Annotated in this window: 8 protein-coding genes and 1 riboswitch; of the genes, 1 reads left to right on the plus strand and 7 read right to left on the minus strand. The window is 62.8% G+C overall.

The annotated features are described in order from the left end of the window. Window positions 1-60: 60 nt before the first annotated feature. From IPM84_18525 to IPM84_18535, 3 genes are all read right to left on the minus strand, one after another. Window positions 61-8,415: an Ig-like domain-containing protein gene (locus tag IPM84_18525; GenBank protein ID MBK9094723.1), complete on the minus strand. Its 8,355-nt coding sequence runs from the start codon at window positions 8,413-8,415 to the stop codon at window positions 61-63. A 29-nt stretch (window positions 8,416-8,444) separates the two neighbouring features. Beyond that, window positions 8,445-8,975, minus strand: coding sequence for a hypothetical protein (locus IPM84_18530; GenBank protein ID MBK9094724.1), 531 nt, complete (start codon window positions 8,973-8,975; stop codon window positions 8,445-8,447). 367 nt (window positions 8,976-9,342) lie between these two features. Continuing rightward, window positions 9,343-9,537 carry a hypothetical protein gene (locus IPM84_18535; GenBank protein MBK9094725.1) on the minus strand — a complete coding sequence of 65 codons (195 nt, stop codon included), beginning with the start codon at window positions 9,535-9,537 and terminating at the stop codon, window positions 9,343-9,345. A gap of 172 nt (window positions 9,538-9,709) precedes the next feature. On the opposite strand from IPM84_18535, the gene IPM84_18540 reads away from it, so the two are divergent. Next, window positions 9,710-12,616 carry a tetratricopeptide repeat protein gene (locus IPM84_18540; protein ID MBK9094726.1) on the plus strand — a complete coding sequence of 969 codons (2,907 nt, stop codon included), beginning with the start codon at window positions 9,710-9,712 and terminating at the stop codon, window positions 12,614-12,616. Window positions 12,617-12,842: 226 nt separating this feature from the next. Here the strand turns inward: IPM84_18540 and gcvPB are convergent, their stop codons facing one another. The 4 genes from gcvPB to gcvT form a co-directional block, all read right to left on the minus strand. After that, a complete protein-coding gene (gene gcvPB / locus IPM84_18545) occupies window positions 12,843-14,369 on the minus strand; it encodes an aminomethyl-transferring glycine dehydrogenase subunit GcvPB (GenBank protein MBK9094727.1) in 1,527 nt (508 codons plus the stop codon). Continuing rightward, on the minus strand, window positions 14,366-15,835 hold the full coding sequence (gene gcvPA / locus IPM84_18550) for an aminomethyl-transferring glycine dehydrogenase subunit GcvPA (GenBank protein MBK9094728.1): 1,470 nt from the start codon (window positions 15,833-15,835) through the stop codon (window positions 14,366-14,368). The genes gcvPB and gcvPA overlap by 4 nt, the downstream gene beginning before the upstream one ends. Before the next feature lie 21 nt (window positions 15,836-15,856). After that, window positions 15,857-16,252: a glycine cleavage system protein GcvH gene (gene gcvH, locus IPM84_18555; protein ID MBK9094729.1), complete on the minus strand. Its 396-nt coding sequence runs from the start codon at window positions 16,250-16,252 to the stop codon at window positions 15,857-15,859. Window positions 16,253-16,354: 102 nt separating this feature from the next. After that, window positions 16,355-17,467, minus strand: coding sequence for a glycine cleavage system aminomethyltransferase GcvT (gene gcvT / locus IPM84_18560; GenBank protein MBK9094730.1), 1,113 nt, complete (start codon window positions 17,465-17,467; stop codon window positions 16,355-16,357). Window positions 17,468-17,705: 238 nt separating this feature from the next. Beyond that, window positions 17,706-17,820: riboswitch (glycine riboswitch) on the minus strand. Window positions 17,821-17,921 lie beyond the last annotated feature (101 nt).

Below are 17,921 nucleotides of genomic sequence, written 5' to 3' on the forward strand. Positions count from 1 at the left end.
TGCGCACACTGAAGTGCCGGTCACTTCCAATCGCGTCACCAGCGCACCCCTGCGCCGCAGTTACTGCGCCACCAGCGTCAGATTGCCGGCGTTGTAGAGGGGGCTGTAGGTGTTGCCGTTGCCGGCGATGGCGCTGAACGTGCCGCTGCGCGAGGCATAGATCAGCACGATGAAGTTGTCGTTGACCGCCGGGCTGAAGCCGTTGATCAGGGTCACGTTGAGCGTGCCGTTGAGCGTGACCGCGCCGCTGACGGTCAACTGATCGTGTTGGCTGCCCGCGGTCAGGCCGCCCAGTTCGATATTGAGCGTGCCACCGGCCGCCTGCGTGTAGGCGCCCACGATCGCCAGGGCGCCGGCGCCGCCGTTGCCTGGGGCGATTTGCCCGCTGTTGCTGACATTCGCTGTGACCGTCCCCACGCCGTTGAGACTGCCTCCGTTCAGGGCCAGCGTTCCATTGGCCTGCACATTGCCGCCGCCGAGGGTCAGGCTGCCGGCGCTCTGACTGTAGCCGCCCACAAAACCCAACGTCCCGCTGAGCGCTTCCACGCTGCCGCTGTTGTTGAAGGTGACGCTCGTCACCGTCGTGTTGCCCGCACCGTTCAGCTTGCGGAAGACGCCGGCGTTGTTGAAAACCCCGCCAGCCTGGATGGAGTTGATCGTGCGGTCGTTCTGCGCCTCAAACAGCGCACCGGCCAGGTTGTTGAACACCGAACCGTTCGAGATGCTGATGTCGCTCGCGCCGCTCCAGATGGTCGTGCCCTTGTTGTGTACGGTGTGTTGCCAGATCGAGACGCTGCCATTGATGACCAACGTTGCGCCGACCGGGATCACCGTCGTGCCGTTATCGTTCCAGGAACCGGCCGTCCAGGTCATGTTCTGGGTGACGGTCAAGGTGTTGCTGCCGCCCAGGGTGCCGCCCGTCATGTGCCACAACTGCGCCGTCACCGGACCGGTCAGGGTCAAGGTGCCGCTACTGTGCCGCGTCAATCCTGGCCCGTCGAAGGTGGCGTTGTTCAAGGAGTGACTGCTGGTGAAATCCAGCACCGCGCCGCTGCTGACGTCAAAGACGCCGCTGCTCGTGCCCCCGCCGCCCGGCTTCAGTGTGCCGCTCTGCACCTGCACCAGGTTGCTGTTGTTGAAGGTGACGCTCGTCAGCGTCGTATCGCCCGTACCGCTCAGCTTGCGGAAGGTGCCGCTGTTGTTGAAGACGCCCCCAAGCTGGATGGAGTTGATCATGCGGTCGTTCTGCGCCTCGAACAGCGCACCGGCCAGGTTGTTGAACACCGAACCGTTCGAGATGCTGATGTCACCCGCCCCGCTCCAGATGGTCGTGCCCTTGTTGTGTACGGTGTGCTGCCAGATCGAGACGCTGCCGTTGATGACCAGGTTGGCCCCTACCGGGATGACCGTCGTGCCGTTATCGTTCCAGGAACCGGCCGTCCAGGTCATGTTCTGGGTGACGGTCAAGGTGTTGCTGCCGCCCAGGGAGCCGCCCGTCATGTGCCACAACTGCGCCGTCACCGGACCGGTCAGGGTCAAGGTGCCGCTGCTGTGCCGCGTCAATCCCGGCCCGTCGAAGGTGGCGTTGTTCAAGGTGTGACTGCTGGTGAAATCCAGCACCGCGCCGCTGCTGACGTCGAAGACGCCGCTGCTCGTGCCCCCGCCGCCCGGCTTCAGTGTGCCGCTCTGCGCTTCCACGCTGCCGCTGTTATTGAAGGTGACGCTCGTCACCGTCGTGTTGCCCGCACCGCTCAGCTTGCGGAAGACGCCGGCGTTGTTGAAAACCCCGCCAAGCTGGATGGAGTTGATCGTGCGGTCGTTCTGCGCCTCGAACAGCGCACCGGCCAGGTTGTTGAACACCGAACCGTTCGAGATGCTGATGTCGCTCGCGCCGCTCCAGGTTGTCGTGCCCTTGTTGTGTACGGTGTGCTGCCAGATCGAGACGCTGCCGTTGATGACCAGGTTGGCCCCTACCGGGATGACCGTCGTGCCGTTATCGTTCCAGGAACCGGCCGTCCAGGTCATGTTCTGGGTGACGGTCAAGGTGTTGCTGCCGCCCAGGGAGCCGCCCGTCATGTGCCACAACTGCGCCGTCACCGGACCGGTCAGGGTCAAGGTGCCGCTGCTGTGCCGCGTCAATCCCGGCCCGTCGAAGGTGGCGTTGTTCAAGGTGTGACTGCTGGTGAAATCCAGCACCGCGCCGCTGCTGACATTGAAGACGCCGCTGCTGCTGCCGCCGCCGTTCGGCTTCAGTGTGCCGCTCTGCACCTGCACCAGGTTGCTGTTGTTGAAGGTGACGCTCGTCACCGTCGTGTTGCCCGCACCGCTCAGTTTGCGGAAGACGCCGGCGTTGTTGAAAACCCCGCCAAGCTGGATGGAGTTGATCGTGCGGTCGTTCTGCGCCTCGAACAGCGCACCGGCCAGGTTGTTGAACACCGAACCGTTCGAGATGCTGATGTCGCCCGCTCCGCTCCAGGTTGTCGTGCCTCTGTTGTGTACGGTGTGCTGCCAGATCGAGACGCTGCCGTTGATGACCAACGTTGCGCCTACCGGGATGACCGTCGTGCCGTTATCGTTCCAGGAACCGGCCGTCCAGGTCATGTTCTGGGTGACGGTCAAGGTGTTGCTGCCGCCCAGGGTGCCGCCCGTCATGTGCCACAACTGCGCCGTCACCGGACCGGTCAGGGTCAAGGTGCCGCTACTGTGCCGCGTCAATCCCGGCCCGTCGAAGGTGGCGTTGTTCAAGGTGTGACTGCTGGTGAAATCCAGCACCGCGCCGCTGCTGACGTTGAAGACGCCGCTGCTCGTGCCCCCGCCGCTCGGCTTCAGTGTGCCGCTCTGCACCTGCACCAGGTTGCTGTTGTTGAAGGTGACGCTCGTCACCGTCGTGTTGCCCGCACCGTTCAGCTTGCGGAAGACGCCGGCGTTGTTGAACGCGCCGCCAAGCTGGATGGAGTTGATCGTGCGGTCGTTCTGCGCCTCGAACAGCGCACCGGCCAGGTTGTTGAACACCGAACCGTTCGAGATGCTGATGTCACCCGCCCCGCTCCAGATGGTCGTGCCCTTGTTGTGTACGGTGTGCTGCCAGATCGAGACGCTGCCGTTGATGACCAACGTTGCGCCGACCGGGATCACCGTCGTGCCGTTATCGTTCCAGGAACCGGCCGTCCAGGTCATGTTCTGGGTGACGGTCAACGTACCACTGCCGCCCAGGGCGCCGCCCGTCATGCGCAGATTCTGAACGTTGATCTGACCGTTGATGTTGACGGTGGCGCTGCTAATGAGGACATCGCCGCCGCTGATGTTCGAGGCATTATTCAGTCCGTAGGTACCGCCGGTAAATTGCAGCACTGTGCCCGCGCTCAGTTGCGCGTCACCGGTTTGGGTGCCGTTGGACGCAATCGCCAGCGTTCCGCTCTGCAGTTGGAGATTGCCATAGTTGTTGAAGCCGATCGAACCGGTAAAGGTAGTCGTCCCCGCGCTGTTTTGTTTGCGGAAAGCGCCGAAGTTGTTGAACGCGCCGCCAAGCTGGATGGAGTTGAAAACTTGATCGGCCTCCGCGTTGAACGTCGCCCCGGCCTGGTTGTTGATGACCGCGCCGTTCGACAGGCTGATGGCGCCGCTGCCGCTCCAGGTCGTCGTGCCCAGCAGATCAAGCGTGCCTCGCCACAACGATTTGGTCGCGCTGCCGCTGATGCTCACCGCACCGTTGACGGTCATGCGCGCGTTCGCAACGTCCACCGTGCCGCCGCTCCAGGCCAGGCCGCTCTGCAGAACCCAATCGCCGCCGCCCAATGTGCCGCCACTCACCTTGACCGGCCCGGCGCTCGTCGAAGGCGTGGCCACGGTCAGGACGCCGCCGTTGATTTCCAGGGTTTCGTCACTGGTAACGCTGCGCGCCGTCGCGCCGCCAAAGCGCACCGTTACCGTTATCGCCGCGCTGGGGCGTGAGATGATGACGAAATCTGAGGCGGTCGGCGCGCTGCCGCCGCTCCAGTTGCTGCCAACATCCCAGAAGCCGCTGTTGTCTGACGCCCACGTCACCGGCTGATTCACACGGAAGGTTGAGCTGAAAGCTGCTACCAGGGCATTACCCACGAGGTCGGTCACCCCCGTGCTGACATCCACGCGGTACAGTTGCGGCGGCAAGGGAGCGCCGAAGCTCAACACGGCCATATTGACATCGCTGCGGTACTCGATGACGCCGCCGCTCACCAGTTGATCATCACCGGTGCCAAGCTGACCATCGTTGCCCGCGTTGAACAGGCGGAAGGTGGCGGCCGTGAGGGATGCAGGGTCAACCGGCTCGCTGAAGGTGACGGCAACGGCGCTAACCCCTCCCTGGATGTTCACCGAGTTGCTGGCTGGCGCAACCAGCGTCACTTGCGGCGCGGTGGCGTCGGCCGTCAGCGTCACCGTCATGGTATCGCTCCAGGTGGCATTGCCGCCGGTATCAATGGCACGTGCGCGCAGGGTGAAGATCGCATCCTGCGGCTGGCCGGGTCGGCCTGGCGCCGGCGGCGGGTTGATGCGCGGCGTGATGAAGCGCACCTCGAAGGGGAAGTTACCATCTGTCTGTGTCTGCACGTCGTTGATGTAGAACTGCACAGAGCGCACCTGGCTGTCATCCGCGACAGCAGCCGTCACCCGCATCACCTTACCCTCTTCGGCCTGACCAGACACGAAGTTAGTACTCAAAGCAATGGTGGGCGGAATGCCCTGGGTGTCATACGCCAGGTAGCTCATGACGTGCATCCCGCCCGCGCTGTCCGCGACATAGGCCAACCCGTTGTAGATCGCCACGGCGCGCGCCACGTCCGGCGTGCTAAACGTGGTCAGCAGGTCGCCGGTGCGCGTGGGATCGCTCACATCGTAGAGCCACAGATCGTGCGTGCCATCGTTGCGCGGGTTGACGCCCACGGTGGCCACGCCCAGACCGGAGCCATTGGCCACAATCTGCTTGAACGAATTCGGCCCAGGAGTGCTGGCGTTGCCGACACGCACCGGGAAGGCGAGATTCTGGACATCGAAGACATCGTAGCCGGGGTAAGAGGTTGCATAGGCAAAGCCACCGCCGACAAACAGGCGCTTACGGCCGGTAATGCCTTCGGCGACATAGCCCGTCGTGGCGGTTTGGCCCTGGAAGGTCAAGATGCCCTGGGCGACGCTATAGGCGCGTAATTGGCTGTCGAGCAGCACAAACAGGTTCTCTTTTTCTGTGGACAGGTCTTCGATGGCCGCGGCGCCGGCGCTGATCGTTTGCAGGACCGTGCCGCTCTGCATATCTACCACGACCACATTGCCGTTGGTCAATCCGGCATAGGCCAGACTGCCCGCGCTCGCCACCGCATGCACACTGCCCCCCAGGTTGACCTGGTGACTGATGAACGCGGCCGGCGGGTCGCTGAAATCAATCACGGCCAAACCGCCGCTGCCATCGGCCACGGCCAGCAGATTGTTGTCGCCGCAAGCCACCGACTGCGCCTGGCCTGGCGTGTTGACCTGCGCCATGATCGTCGGATTGATGCTGTTGAAGACGTTGAAGATCGAGACGCCCGTCTCCATCTCGGCCACGGCCACCAGGTCGTTGACCGCACAGATGTCCACCGCCGGGCCTGGGGTCTGGGTCGTGGCGATGATCCCGGTCTGCGCAATCAAGCCGCCCAAGGGGTCGGTGCCCTGCTGCACCTCGGCGCCATCGTTGACGCCATCGCCATCGCTGTCTGGATTGTTGACTTGGGTGCCCATGACCAACTCGCCATCATCGTTCAAGCCGTCGCCGTCGCTATCGGCCGCGGTGGAATTGCCCAGGTAGGTTGGCGGCAAGTCAATCGTCAGGCCGTCCAGCGGCGTGGTGAAATCCGCAAAGCCAACCAGCAGCGTGGACGGCTGCAGGATGTATTGGCGGTAGAGGGTGCGCGCCTGCAGATTCAGGTTTTCATGGGCGATACCGTTGGCGCCGGTGCGCCCACGCTGCACCACCACATCGGTGAACCAGTTGCGAATGGCGAAGTAATGAACGCCGGTGGAAAGATCGCCGAGACTGCTGTCAACCACGGCCGGCGCGTCGGGGGATGTGACGCGCAGGAGGATTTTGGCCGCGGCTGACTGCGGCTGCGCTGCGCTGATCGCCCCAGCCTCTTGACCAGCGCCCGCTCCAGTCTCTTGACCGGCATCTGTCGGCGGCGCGATCTGATTGAGCAAGGCAGCCGTCGGGTTCGCAACGGGGACACGCTCCGTCTGCGCCGCCGCGGCGGCCTGCGAGCCAGAAGCGCAGCAATCGCACGCTTCCTGTTGACCCGCGTTGTAAGCATCATTGCCGATCGAGGTCTTGTTGACAGCGTTGAAGTAGACGGACGCGGCCGCGTAGCAGTTCTGGCGGGCGATGGGGTCAATGGGGAAGCTGCTGTCGCACTTGAAGCGCATGTCGTCCTGAAAGTTGCCGTCGCAGGTGTTCTTGTGGCCGGCGCCGGCATTGCACGAGCCATAGCAGACATCGTGCGCGTTGCAGGCTTCGGTAAAGCAGATGTACGACACGGTTCCCAGGGCTGTGAGCACCGGCGCGCAGTCAGGAATCGCGTAGCCGTAACCTTCAGGCCCACAGCCGTTGGGCTGCGGCACGTAGGTGGGCTTGGGAATACGGTTCGGACAGTCGGCCAGGTTGGAAACCGCGGTGCGTGGCACCGGCCCGGCCGAGGTGCAACATTGCGTCAAAGGGTTGATACCGGGACAGTTGTTGGGCGGCAGCGTCTTGATTGGGCCGCCCTTGCCGCGTGCGCCTGGCTGCGTGCCGTGCCAGCCCGGCGCCACAATGCCATAGCCAGGATCGGTGCAGACGCGGGCGCCATCCGCGCTGACGGTCATGGGCGCGACGGCCTCGAAACGACCGGTGTCGTGGTTGAAGCTGTAGAGGGCCATCTTGGTGCCGGGGAAAGGAGCAAAGCCGGTGCTAGGCTGCGGCAGGTTGGGCATGCAGATGGGCGCCGGCGCGTCGAAGTTTTCCGGGCCGTTGGTCTGCACGGTGATGACGATCGGGAAGTCCAACTCCGGCGGCAGCGGGCTGGGCAGGCGGTCCGGCGGCACCGGCGCAATGCCCACGGAACCGCCGCGCGTGCCGTTGTTGGCGAAGAGGGAATCAGCCGGCACGGTGATCTGCGTGCCCGATAGTTCGGGGTGGGCCTGAATCACGGCCGCTGGAAAGGTGATGGCTGTGGGGTTGCTGACGCTGACGGCCTGCAGGGTGTCAGGCGCAATCAACGGCAGATAGATATTGCCAATGTTGGTGCTCTGCCCCGGCGCCGATGCCCACTGTTTGCCGACGAAGGGATAATAGGCGCCTGGCGGCACCGTGGCAGTGGCGGTACGGCCATCGATGTGGACAAAAAAGCTGCCGGCCGGCGCTGGGTTCAGACAGAAGGCGCCGTCGTTGGCGCTATCGGCGCGCATGGTCGCCTCAGCGCCATCCACCGTGATACGCACACCGGCCAGCGGCACATCGGTCGTTTCGCCGTTGGGTGTAAGGCCCAGTTCCGAGGCGAACACGGTGCCGCACACCTGCGTGCCGGGCACGGTGGAAAGGGAGAGCGTGTCGAAGTCAATTGTCCCACTGCCACCGGCCAGGCCATTACCGCGCACATCCATGGCATAGCCATTCGCGTCGGCCACCGCGTCGCCGTTGATGGTGACGCGCACGCGCGCGCTGGCCGGCAGGTCATCATCGTAAAAGAGGGTCACGGTCTTCATGTCGGAGGAGAGATAGAGCCGGGCGCTGAGGGTCTGGCCGGCGAAAGTGGCATAGAAGTTGGAAGGGAGGACGGCCGCGGCGTCAATGGGCGCGCTGAAACGGATGACGGTCTCGCGCGTGATGGATACATCATCTTCGCCGTTGGTGGGGCTGCTGTCGGCGATCCTGGTAAACGGCTGGTACCAACGGACGGCCACGCGCACGATATCTAGCACGCTGTTTTGATTGTCATGGTTGACATCGGTGACTGCACAACCGGGGTCTGTCAGTGGGTGCATGAAGCAGCCGCTGGTGCGCGCAAGGTCTTGGATGTCCACGACACCGTCGCTGTTGATGTCCGGCTTCATCGGCGCGAGGGGCGCCTGGGCAAAGCCAACCGAAATAAAGGCGTTGACCAGCCATACCGGCACGGCCGCGCGCCAGTTGCGCAGGCTGTGGCGTGACGGCTGCAAAATCGGCCAGGTCAACAGGCTCCAGAGCAAGGGCACTACCAGCGCCAGGCCGATCACGGTTGGCCAGGTGCGGCCGCGTGGACGTCGTGGCGCCGCGGCCCGATAGGCCGTTACGCGGGGCGTACGCAGGACTACGGCCAGCAAGAGGACCGTAGCCAACAACAGGGCGCCGATGAGAATCTCGGCCAATGGGGCGTGCGGAACACGCAAATAACGCATGATAAGTCCTCCTCGTGAAAATCCCGCTCTCAGCTTGAGATTTGGGGATTGAGATATGGGGTTTTTCCCGTGCGCCACCAGGGGCGGAAACCGATGTAGGCAATGATCAGGGCGGTGGTCACGATGCTGTTGAACCAGAAATGCAGTTCGAGGATGGGGAAGAAATTGCCCAGGATACCCGGCGTGGGCGACAACATGCCGAGGCCAAAATACTGCCAGATACGCACACTATGTTCCAGGACGTGGTATCCCTGAAACCAGAGCGCAAACTGCAGAGCCAGCGCGGCGGCCTGGCTCTCGCGCCAGATGCCGGGATTGCGGCGGTAGAGGATGATCGTCGCCAAAAGGGCAACCCACAACGCCAGGCTATAGAGAAAATGCACCAGCTCGAAATCAAACCAGAGGCCCAGGAGGCCAGGAAAACGGTTGAGATGCCAGGCATATTTCTGAAACATCTGGATGACATGCTCAACGTTGTGAAACAGTTGGATGACCAGGGTGCTCGTGAGTGTGATAAAACCGAGACCGACCGGGTCAAGGCGAAGCGACTTGGCGGACATGGTTGACTCCTTCTCGTTTGTGGGTACGCACCGATTTTCTGGCCGGCTGCCGACAAACAGGCAGCCAAAGCCAACCATATGATAGCCGCCGCGACTATTCATTCTCCAGACCAAAAAGTGCTCAGTTTTTCACGGTTGTTGGGGCATGAGGTGGGGCAGGCGTGAGTCTTGGCGTTGGGGGGATCCAGAAAGATTGTGTGGAACGCAGCGAATCGGGTAAAATAGCGCGGTTCGATTTTCGATCTCAGGTCTCCGGTCTAAGAACAGAGATCAGGGATCAGAGATCAGAGATCGGGTTTCGTGGAAGAAGGGAGTTCCTCCGGTCTCCGGTCTCCAGTCTTCAATCTCCGGTCTCCGATCTCCGATCTCAGGTCTCCGAGGTCCGTTGCAGCAAAAACGCAGTTAGCGCAGCCAGATCGGCAAAGCCGATGCGCTGACCGCTGCTTGGGTCTTCCAGGCTGAAACGCCACACGGGGGTCTCGGTGGTCTTCTCCTGCCAGATACGTAAGAGATAGGCGTGATAGGCGTGATTGGCGTGATTATGGAATGATCGCATGGTCATGGTGTTGGGTATCTCCAGGTGCGCTCACAGTAACGTTGCAGCAGGGTAACACGTCATCGTAAAGAAATCGTGAATTGACACGCCAACCCGTCGCCCATGCCTTGCCGGGACACCGTCACATCATGAAATCAGGTCGTCCCGTGTCATCCATGTCTGATTCTCAGGTTGGAGAATGAAAACGGAACTTCGCATTGCGCTCCTCGGTAAGCTCGAATTCACCCTCGACAACACGCCACTAACCGGTTTCATCACCAGCAAGGTGCCCGCTCTGTTGGTGTACCTGATACTCAGCGACCGCGCCCTGGCGCGCGAGCGTCTGGCGGAGATGTTTTGGGGCGAGATGTCCGACACAGATGCCAAGAGCAATCTGCGCCAGCTTCTGGTCAACCTGCGTCACCTCTTGCCGGTTCATGTCCTCACCACCCGTGAGTCGGTTACCTTCGACCATACGCAGCCGTTTTGGCTCGACGTGCAGGCTTTCGAGGAGAATCTGCGCCTGGCCGCAACCGCGCCTGATGCCGCGGCGCGTGTGCAGCATTTGCGGCAGGCCGTCACCCTCTACCGCGGTGATTTTCTCGAAGGCTTTCATGTGCGCGATGCGCCCGATTTCGATGAATGGCTGACCTGGCAACGTGAACGCCTGCGCGAACAGGCCTGGCAGGCCTTGCACACCCTGGCCGCGCACTATGCGCAGCGGCGAGAATACCTGGCCGGCATCGAGTGCCTGCGCCGCCTGCTGGCGCTCGACTCCTGGCGCGAAGAGGCCCACAGCCAGCTCATGCTCCTGCTGGCGCGCAGCGGTCAGCGTTCGGCCGCCCTGGCTCAATACCAAATCTGCCGTCGCACCCTCGCCGCCGAGCTGGGGGTCGAGCCGTCCGCCGAAGTGACAGCGTTGTATGAACGCATCCGCGCCATCGGCGCCTTGCCGTCCCTACCCGCCGTGTCCGCTCCCTTGGTGGGACGCCAGGCTGAACTGGATGACCTGGCCGCCCGCCTGGCCGATCCCGCCTGCCGCCTGCTGACGATTATCGGGCCAGGCGGCATCGGCAAGACGCGACTGGCGCTGGCACTGACCCACTGCGCGCTGCAGCAGGGCGATTTCATCAACGGCGCCTGTCTGGTGAATCTGGCCGCCATCACGCACCCTCATCACCTGCCGGCAACGCTGCTCGAAGCCTTGCAGGCGCCGAATGTCGGCGGCAACGATCAGTCTCAGCAGTTGCTCGACCTTCTGCGCAACCGCGAGCTGCTGCTCGTACTCGACAACTTCGAACATCTTCTGCCCGCCGCCAGCCTCTTGGTGGACATCATGCAACAGGCGCCGGCCGTCAAACTTCTGATCACCTCGCGCACGCGCTTGGGCCTGCGTGACGAGCGGCTCTTTCATCTCGATGGGCTGGCCTTTCCAACGACCGACACAGCCGTTGATCCGCTGTCTTTTGACGCCGTGGCCCTCTTCGTTGCATGTGCGCAACGCCAGCATCGGTATTTTGCGCCCACGGCCGCCGATTATCGGGCCATTGTGCAGATCTGTCGCCTGCTGGCCGGCATGCCGCTCGGCTTGGAACTGGCGGCCGCGCAGGCGCCCGCATTGTCCTGTACAGAAATTGCCGAACAACTCGGCCGCACCAGCGACTTCCTGGCCGCCACCTGGCCAGATGCTCCGCCCCGCCATCGCAGCCTGCGCGCCGTTTTCGAACACGCCTGGAACTTCCTGACCCCGGAGGAACAGGTCACACTGGCGCAGGCGAGCGTCTTCGCCGGCAGTTTCGACGCGCCGGCCGCACGCGGCCTGCTGGCGGAGGTGAAACCCCTGGCGAACCTGGTCAACAAGTCGCTGCTGCGTCATCTGCCCGACGGACGCTATGAGCTACACCCGGTGGTGCATCAGTATGCCGCGGACAAACTGGGCAACTGGCCCGATCTGCAGGCTACCACCCTGGCGCGGCACGCGGCCTATTTTGCCGCGTTCCTGCACGAGCGCGAGTCGCGGCTCAAGGGCAAAGACGGACAGGCGGCGTTGGTCGAGGTGAGCGCGGTGGCCGCGGAGATTCGCCGCGCCTGGCAATGGGGTACACAAGAGGTGGATAGCCGCGTGCTACGCCAGGCGATGGAAAGCCTGATGGTTTTCTATGACCTGCGCGGCCCTTTTCAGGAAGGACACGCCGCCTTCCGCGAGGCGAGCACACGCGTACAGGAAGCCTGGCTGGCGTTGAGCGAGGCAGCGCAGGCGGCGCAACCGCAGCTCGCACGGCTGCTGGCCGGGCTGCTCATTCGCCAGGGCTGGCTTGGTTTTCGCCTGGCGCGCTACGATGAGGCGCAGCGGTTGATCGAGGAGGGCATGGCGCTCTTTCAGCGTGTGGGTGTGCGCACCGACCTGGCCTATCCCCATCTGTTTCTCGGCGCCGTGGCGTATGGCAAGGGTGATTACGCCGCCGCCCTGCCTCACTTTGAAAGCAGCCTGGCGCTCTACCGCGAGGCTGGCGATCACTGGGGCATGGCTGGGGTGCTGGGGAACCTGGGCGAGGTGTGCAGCGTGATGGGGAACCCGACCCAGGCCCTGATCCATCTGCGCGAGGGATTAGCCGTGGCACGCGAGGTCGGTGACCCCAGCATGTTGGTACACACGATGAACACCCTGGGAGGCGCCCTGTGCCTGGCCGGCGCCTACGCTGAAGCCGAACAGCTCCTGCACGAGAGCGAGTCGCTATGCACGGAAAACGGTTACACTTATCTCAACGTCATGGCGCTGCGCAACCTGGCCCTGGCCCTCGTGCGCCAGGGCGGCAGCGCGGCGGCGCGGCAGACCTACCACCGCGCCTTACAGATTGCGCTGAACGGGCAACTGGGCGATCTCGCACTGCTCGTCATCAGCGAAGCGGCCGTCAACATCGCCGCGCCGCGTGATCCCGCGCAAGCCGTGGCCTGGCTGACGCTGGTCATGCGCCATCCGGACGCCAGCGCCGAAACCAAACGCAAGGCCGCCGTGCAGCGCAGCGCCCTCTCTACAGAGATGCTGCCTGCACACGCGGCCCGTTCGTTGACTTTGGAGGATGTTCTGGCAGAGATTGGGGATTAGAGATCAGAGATTAGAGATTCGAGATCAGAGATTGGGTTTCGTGGAAGAAGGGAGTTCTTCCCCTTCTCCGCCTCTCCCCTTCTCCCCTTCTCCCCTTCTCTCGTTCTCCCCTTCTCCCCTTCTCTCGTTCTCCCCTTCTCCCCTTCTCTCGTTCTCCCCTTCTCCCCTTCTCCGCCTCTCCCCTTCTCCCCTTCTCCGCCTCTCCGCCTCTTCTCTGATCTTCCCCCTACCCCTCCGCCGCCGCGGTGGCGCACAGCTTGAGATCGCGGGCGGCGCGCACTTCGTCCAGGCGACCGACCGGGGTCGTGTGCGGCGCCTCTTTGAGAAGCTGCGGATTGGCGATCGCCTCCTGCTTGATCTGCAGCAGGGTGTCCACGAAACCATCGAGCGTCTCGCGGCTTTCGGTTTCGGTCGGCTCGATCATCAGCGCCTCGCGCACGATCAGCGGGAAGTAGACCGTGGGCGGATGATAGCCAAAATCCATCAGGCGCTTGGCAATGTCCATCGTGTGAATCGTGGGCGCCTCTTCCAGAATGCCCTGGGCCACAAACTCGTGCATGCAGGTGCGGTCGCCATGCGGAATGGGGTAGGCGCCCTTGAGTCGCGCCTGCATGTAGTTGGCGTTGAGGACCGCGTTTTGACTGACGGCGCGCAGGCCCTCTTCACCCAACATGCGAATGTAGGTATAGGCGCGCACCAGCATGCCAAAGTTGCCATGGAAGCTCTTGATGCGCCCGATGCTGAACTGCGGCATGTGCCACACCAGGTCCACCATCTCTTCGACGTCAGCGCGTGGTCGTATTGCCGCCACCGGGCCTGGCAGATAGGGCGCCAGCGCCTCGCTGCACCCCACCGGCCCCGAGCCTGGCCCGCCGCCGCCATGCGGTGTGGTGAAGGTCTTGTGCAGGTTGAAGTGCATCACATCGAAACCAAGCTCGCCCGGCTTGGTGATCCCCAGGATGGCGTTGAAGTTGGCGCCATCGCCGTAGACCAGGCCGCCCGCCTCTTGCACCAGGCGAATCACCTCGAGCACATTCTCATCGAACAACCCCAGGGTGTTTGGATTGGTCAACATCAGGCCAACGACTTCACGGCCGATCTGGTCCAGTTGGGTCTTGAGCGCAGCCAGGTCCACGTTGCCTCGTGCATCGCTCGGAATTTCAACAACCTGCAGCCCGGCCATCGTCGTCGAGGCCGGGTTGGTGCCATGCGCAGAGTCTGGCACCAGGATTTTCGTGCGCTGGGTCTCACCCTGGTCGTACAGGTAATTGCGCATCATCAGCACGCCGCTCAGCTCGCCCTGCGCGCCGGCCGCCGGCTGCAAACTAACGGCCGCGAAGCCGCTGATCTCAGCCAGGTAGACCTGCAGTTCGTACATCAGTTGCATGGCCCCTTGCGCGCTTTCAGCCGGCAGCAGGGGGTGCAGGTTGGTGAAGCCGGGCAGGCGTGCGGCTTTCTCATTCACCTTGGGGTTGTACTTCATCGTGCAGGAGCCGAGCGGGTAGAAGCCGGTGTCAATGCTGTGGTTCTTCTGGGACAGGCGCACGAAATGGCGCATGACATCAATCTCGGCCACTTCGGGCAACGGCAGTTCGGCGGCCGTGCGCAGAAAATCTTGCGGCAAGGGCGCTTCCGGCACATCCAGCGCGGGCAGGCTGGCGCCCATGCGGCCGGGAGAACTGAGGTCGAAAATCAACGGCTCGCTGCGCGTCGCGGCGCTGCCTGCGCTGGGGATGTTGGTTGGGCTGTTCATTGGGTCACCTCCATCGCCTCTATGACGACATCCATTTGCTCGCTCTCCACGTCGAGTTCGGGCAGGGTATCATCTTGGGGGATTGGCGCGGCCTGTGCGGCGCCCGCGTCCTCGATCTCGGCCAGGGCCGCCACCAGGGCGTCAATATCGCGCTTGCTCAGCGTCTCGGTCACGCACAGCAGCATGGCGTTGCCTAGTTCGGGATAATCCTGGCTCAGGTCATAGCCACCGATGATGCCGTATTCATCGAACAGGTAACGGTTGACTGCTGCCACCGGCAGCGCGGAGCGCACGATGAATTCCTGGAAGAACGGTTTGTCCTGCCAGACCTCGAAGCCGGTCTGCGCGGCGATCTGCTGTGCGGCGTAATGCGCCTTGTGATAGCACAGTTCAGCCACCCGGCGCAGGCCATGCTTGCCCAGCGCCGACATGTAGACGGCCGCCGAGAGCGCCACCAGGCCCTGGTTGGTGCAGATGTTGGATGTGGCTTTATCGCGGCGAATATGCTGCTCACGCGTGCTCAGGGTCAACACGAAGCCGCGCTCGCCGTCTACATCAACCGTTTCGCCGATGATGCGACCGGCGCTGCGCCGTACATGATCGCTCTTGCAGGCAAAAAAGCCCAGGTAGGGGCCGCCGAAGTTGAGTGGGTTGCCCAGCGATTGCCCTTCGCCACAGACAATGTCAGCGTCGTAGCTGCCCGGCGCCTTGAACATGCCCAGGCTGATCGGATCGGCTACGACGATGAGCACCGCGCCACCGGCGTGCGCCGCGTCGGCCAGTTGTCGCAGGCGGGCCGGGCTGGTCAACCGCCCCAGGAAGTCGGGATTCTGCACGATGACGGCAGCCGACGAATGATCAATCAGCGCCTCCAGCGCGTCCAGGTCAATCCCCGGTGCAAAACCGCTGAAGCTGACCTCCATGCCTTGCGTGTAGGTCTGGGCCACGGCGCGGTACTGCGGGTTGACGTCGCGCGAGAAGAGCACCGTCTTGCGCTTCAGGCGGCCAATGTTGAGGGCCATGATGACCGCTTCGGCCACGGCGGTGGCGCCGTCGTAGTGGCTGGCGTTCGACACATCCATGCCGGTCAGCGCGCAGATCATGCTCTGATACTCGAAGATGGCCTGCAGCGTGCCCTGGCTTACTTCTGGCTGATAGGGGGTATAGGCCGTGTAGAATTCGCTGCGGCTGATGATGGCGTCCACAATGGAGGGGACGAAGTGGTGATACGCACCAGCGCCCAGGAAGCAGGGCGCGGTATCGGCGTCGGCATCCTCGCTGCTGAGCGCCTGCAGTTCCTGCAAAATTTCGTACTCGCTGACCGGTTCCGGCAAATTCAGGCGCGGAAAGCGAAAGTCGGCCGGCACGTCGTGAAACAGATCATCCACCGACGCCACGCCAATGGTCGCCAGCATCTGCTGGCGGTCCGCGTCCGTGTTGGGCACATAGCCAGGGCTAAAGTTCATCGCTGTTGGCTCCTTTGCCGTCTAATGTTCGCGCGTCGTGCAGTAGGCGGCGTACGCAGCCGGTGTCATCAGATTCTCCAGCTCAGCGGTGTTGTCTGGCTTCATCTTGAAGAGCCAGGCTTCGCCAAACGGGTCCTCATTGACCTTCTCCGGCGTATCTTCCAGCGCACTGTTGACCGCGATGACCGTGCCGCCCAGCGGCGCGTAGATGTCAGACGCGGCCTTGACCGATTCGACCGTGGCGCACTGCTGCCCCTGCGCGTAGTGCGTACCCACGCCCGGCAGCTCGATGTACACCACATCGGACAGGGCATTCTGGGCATAGTCGCTGATGCCGATCACGGCGGTGTCGCCGTCCAGGCGCACCCATTCATCAGACTTGGCATAGCGGGCGGCGGGATCGAATTTGTAGCTCATGGTAATCTCCTTTAGCAAAAAAACAGATAGAACAGGAATAGATAGACAGAAACAACAGGCAGATCATGCTGTCGAGCAAGAGCCGGCGGTTTGCGCCGCGGCTCAGCGGCGATAGGCCGCCACGTAGAACGGCGTCTTCACTACGGTTGCTTTCTTGGGCGTGTCCCGAATGACAATGTCAATCTGACTGCCCACCGCCGCGCTCGCGGCCGGCACATAGGCCAGCCCCACGAAGCGGTCCGTGGTCGGCGATTTCATGCCAGTAGTGACAACGCCCACCACCTGGCCGGCGATCGCCACCGGGTACTCGGCGCGGGGCACGCCGCGCTCCACCATTTCGAAGCCCACCAGGCGCTGCGCCGGGCCTTCCAGCTTGATCTTGAGCAGGGCTTCGCGGCCGCTGAAGTCGCCCTTCTTGAAACTGACCGCCCAGCTCAAGCGCGCGCTGATCGGATCCACGCGGGCGTGAATCTCATGCCCGTAGAGCGGCAGGCATGGCTCGAAGCGCAGCGAATCGCGCGCGGCCAGGCCACAGGGCAAGATGCCTTCCGGCTTGCCTGCCTCCAGGATGGCGTTCCACAGGGCCACCGCCTGCGCCGCAGGGAAGAACAACTCGTAGCCGTACTCGCCCGTGTAGCCGGTGGCGCCCAGAAGGGTCACGACGCCCGCGACCGTGACCTGCGCGCAGGTGTGGAACTTGACGGTCGCCAGGTCGAGGTCGGTCAATCTTTGGAGGATCGCCTGCGCCTGGGGGCCTTGCAGGGCCAGCATGTAGGTGTCATCCGAAATGTCGGTTACGCTGACGTTCATGCCCACCGCTTGCGTCTGCATCCATTCCACATCCTTCTTGCGGTTGGACGCATTGACAATGACCCACCAGCTTGCGCCCGCCACACGGTAGAGAAAAATGTCATCAATGACGCTGCCGTCGGCATAGCACATCAGGCTGTAGCGAGCATCGTTGATCGCCATCGTGCTGATGTCGTTGACCTGGATTTTCTGCAGGAAGCTGAGCGCGTCTGGTCCGGCCACGACGACCTGTCCCATGTGGTCAATGTCGAACAGACCCGCCGCCTCACGCACGCGCTTGTGCTCCTCCAACGGGCCGGTGGGGTATTGCACCGGTAATTCCCAGCCGGCAAAATCCACCATGCGCCCGCCCAGGGCCACGTGAACATCGTACAAAAACGTTCGATTCATCCTGTCCCTCCTCATCCCTCCCTGAAGACAACGTGTTCTTTACTTGGTCCGTCGGTTTCGGTTACAGATCCTGTGCTTTTCCGCCTGACGCCAACTCCAAACAGAAAAGGGAATCGGGCAGGTATCGCGTGCGATACATACCCGATTCCCTCTGTCCTTGGCACCTGAGAGATTTTCGCCGCGTGTGCGGGAAATTGCCCCGTCGGTGCGACGGCACGGCCAGCCTGACCCTGCCATCGGCTCTCCAGAGTGCTGTCCTAACGCGATCTTTTTGCCTGAGAGATTGCCCGCCAGACCCGGTATTTCTGGTCAGGGTGCCCCTTCGGCGACCTGGGTGATTTGCCCAGGTGCTCTCTCGCGCTGATCATCCAGCCATGACATCATTGAAATAGATGAAATAAATGAAACACATGATAGACCATGACATCTGACTTGAATCATCCCGTGATCCCAGTCAAACATCTGAGCC

The sequence above is a fragment of the Candidatus Amarolinea dominans genome (assembly GCA_016719785.1).
In the GTDB taxonomy this organism is placed as follows: Bacteria; Chloroflexota; Anaerolineae; order SSC4; family Amarolineaceae; genus Amarolinea; species Amarolinea dominans.

Excerpts from the sequence above, each read along its gene's own strand:
- gcvPB (MBK9094727.1), bottom strand. The coding sequence starts at position 14,369 with ATGAACAGCCCAACCAACATCCCCAGCGCAGGCAGCGCCGCGACGCGC.
- IPM84_18530 (MBK9094724.1), bottom strand. The coding sequence starts at position 8,975 with ATGTCCGCCAAGTCGCTTCGCCTTGACCCGGTCGGTCTCGGTTTTATC.
- IPM84_18540 (MBK9094726.1), top strand. The coding sequence starts at position 9,710 with ATGAAAACGGAACTTCGCATTGCGCTCCTCGGTAAGCTCGAATTCACC.
- gcvH (MBK9094729.1), bottom strand. The coding sequence starts at position 16,252 with ATGAGCTACAAATTCGATCCCGCCGCCCGCTATGCCAAGTCTGATGAA.
- gcvT (MBK9094730.1), bottom strand. The coding sequence starts at position 17,467 with ATGAGGAGGGACAGGATGAATCGAACGTTTTTGTACGATGTTCACGTG.
- gcvPA (MBK9094728.1), bottom strand. The coding sequence starts at position 15,835 with ATGAACTTTAGCCCTGGCTATGTGCCCAACACGGACGCGGACCGCCAG.
- IPM84_18535 (MBK9094725.1), bottom strand. The coding sequence starts at position 9,537 with ATGACCATGCGATCATTCCATAATCACGCCAATCACGCCTATCACGCC.
- IPM84_18525 (MBK9094723.1), bottom strand. The coding sequence starts at position 8,415 with ATGCGTTATTTGCGTGTTCCGCACGCCCCATTGGCCGAGATTCTCATC.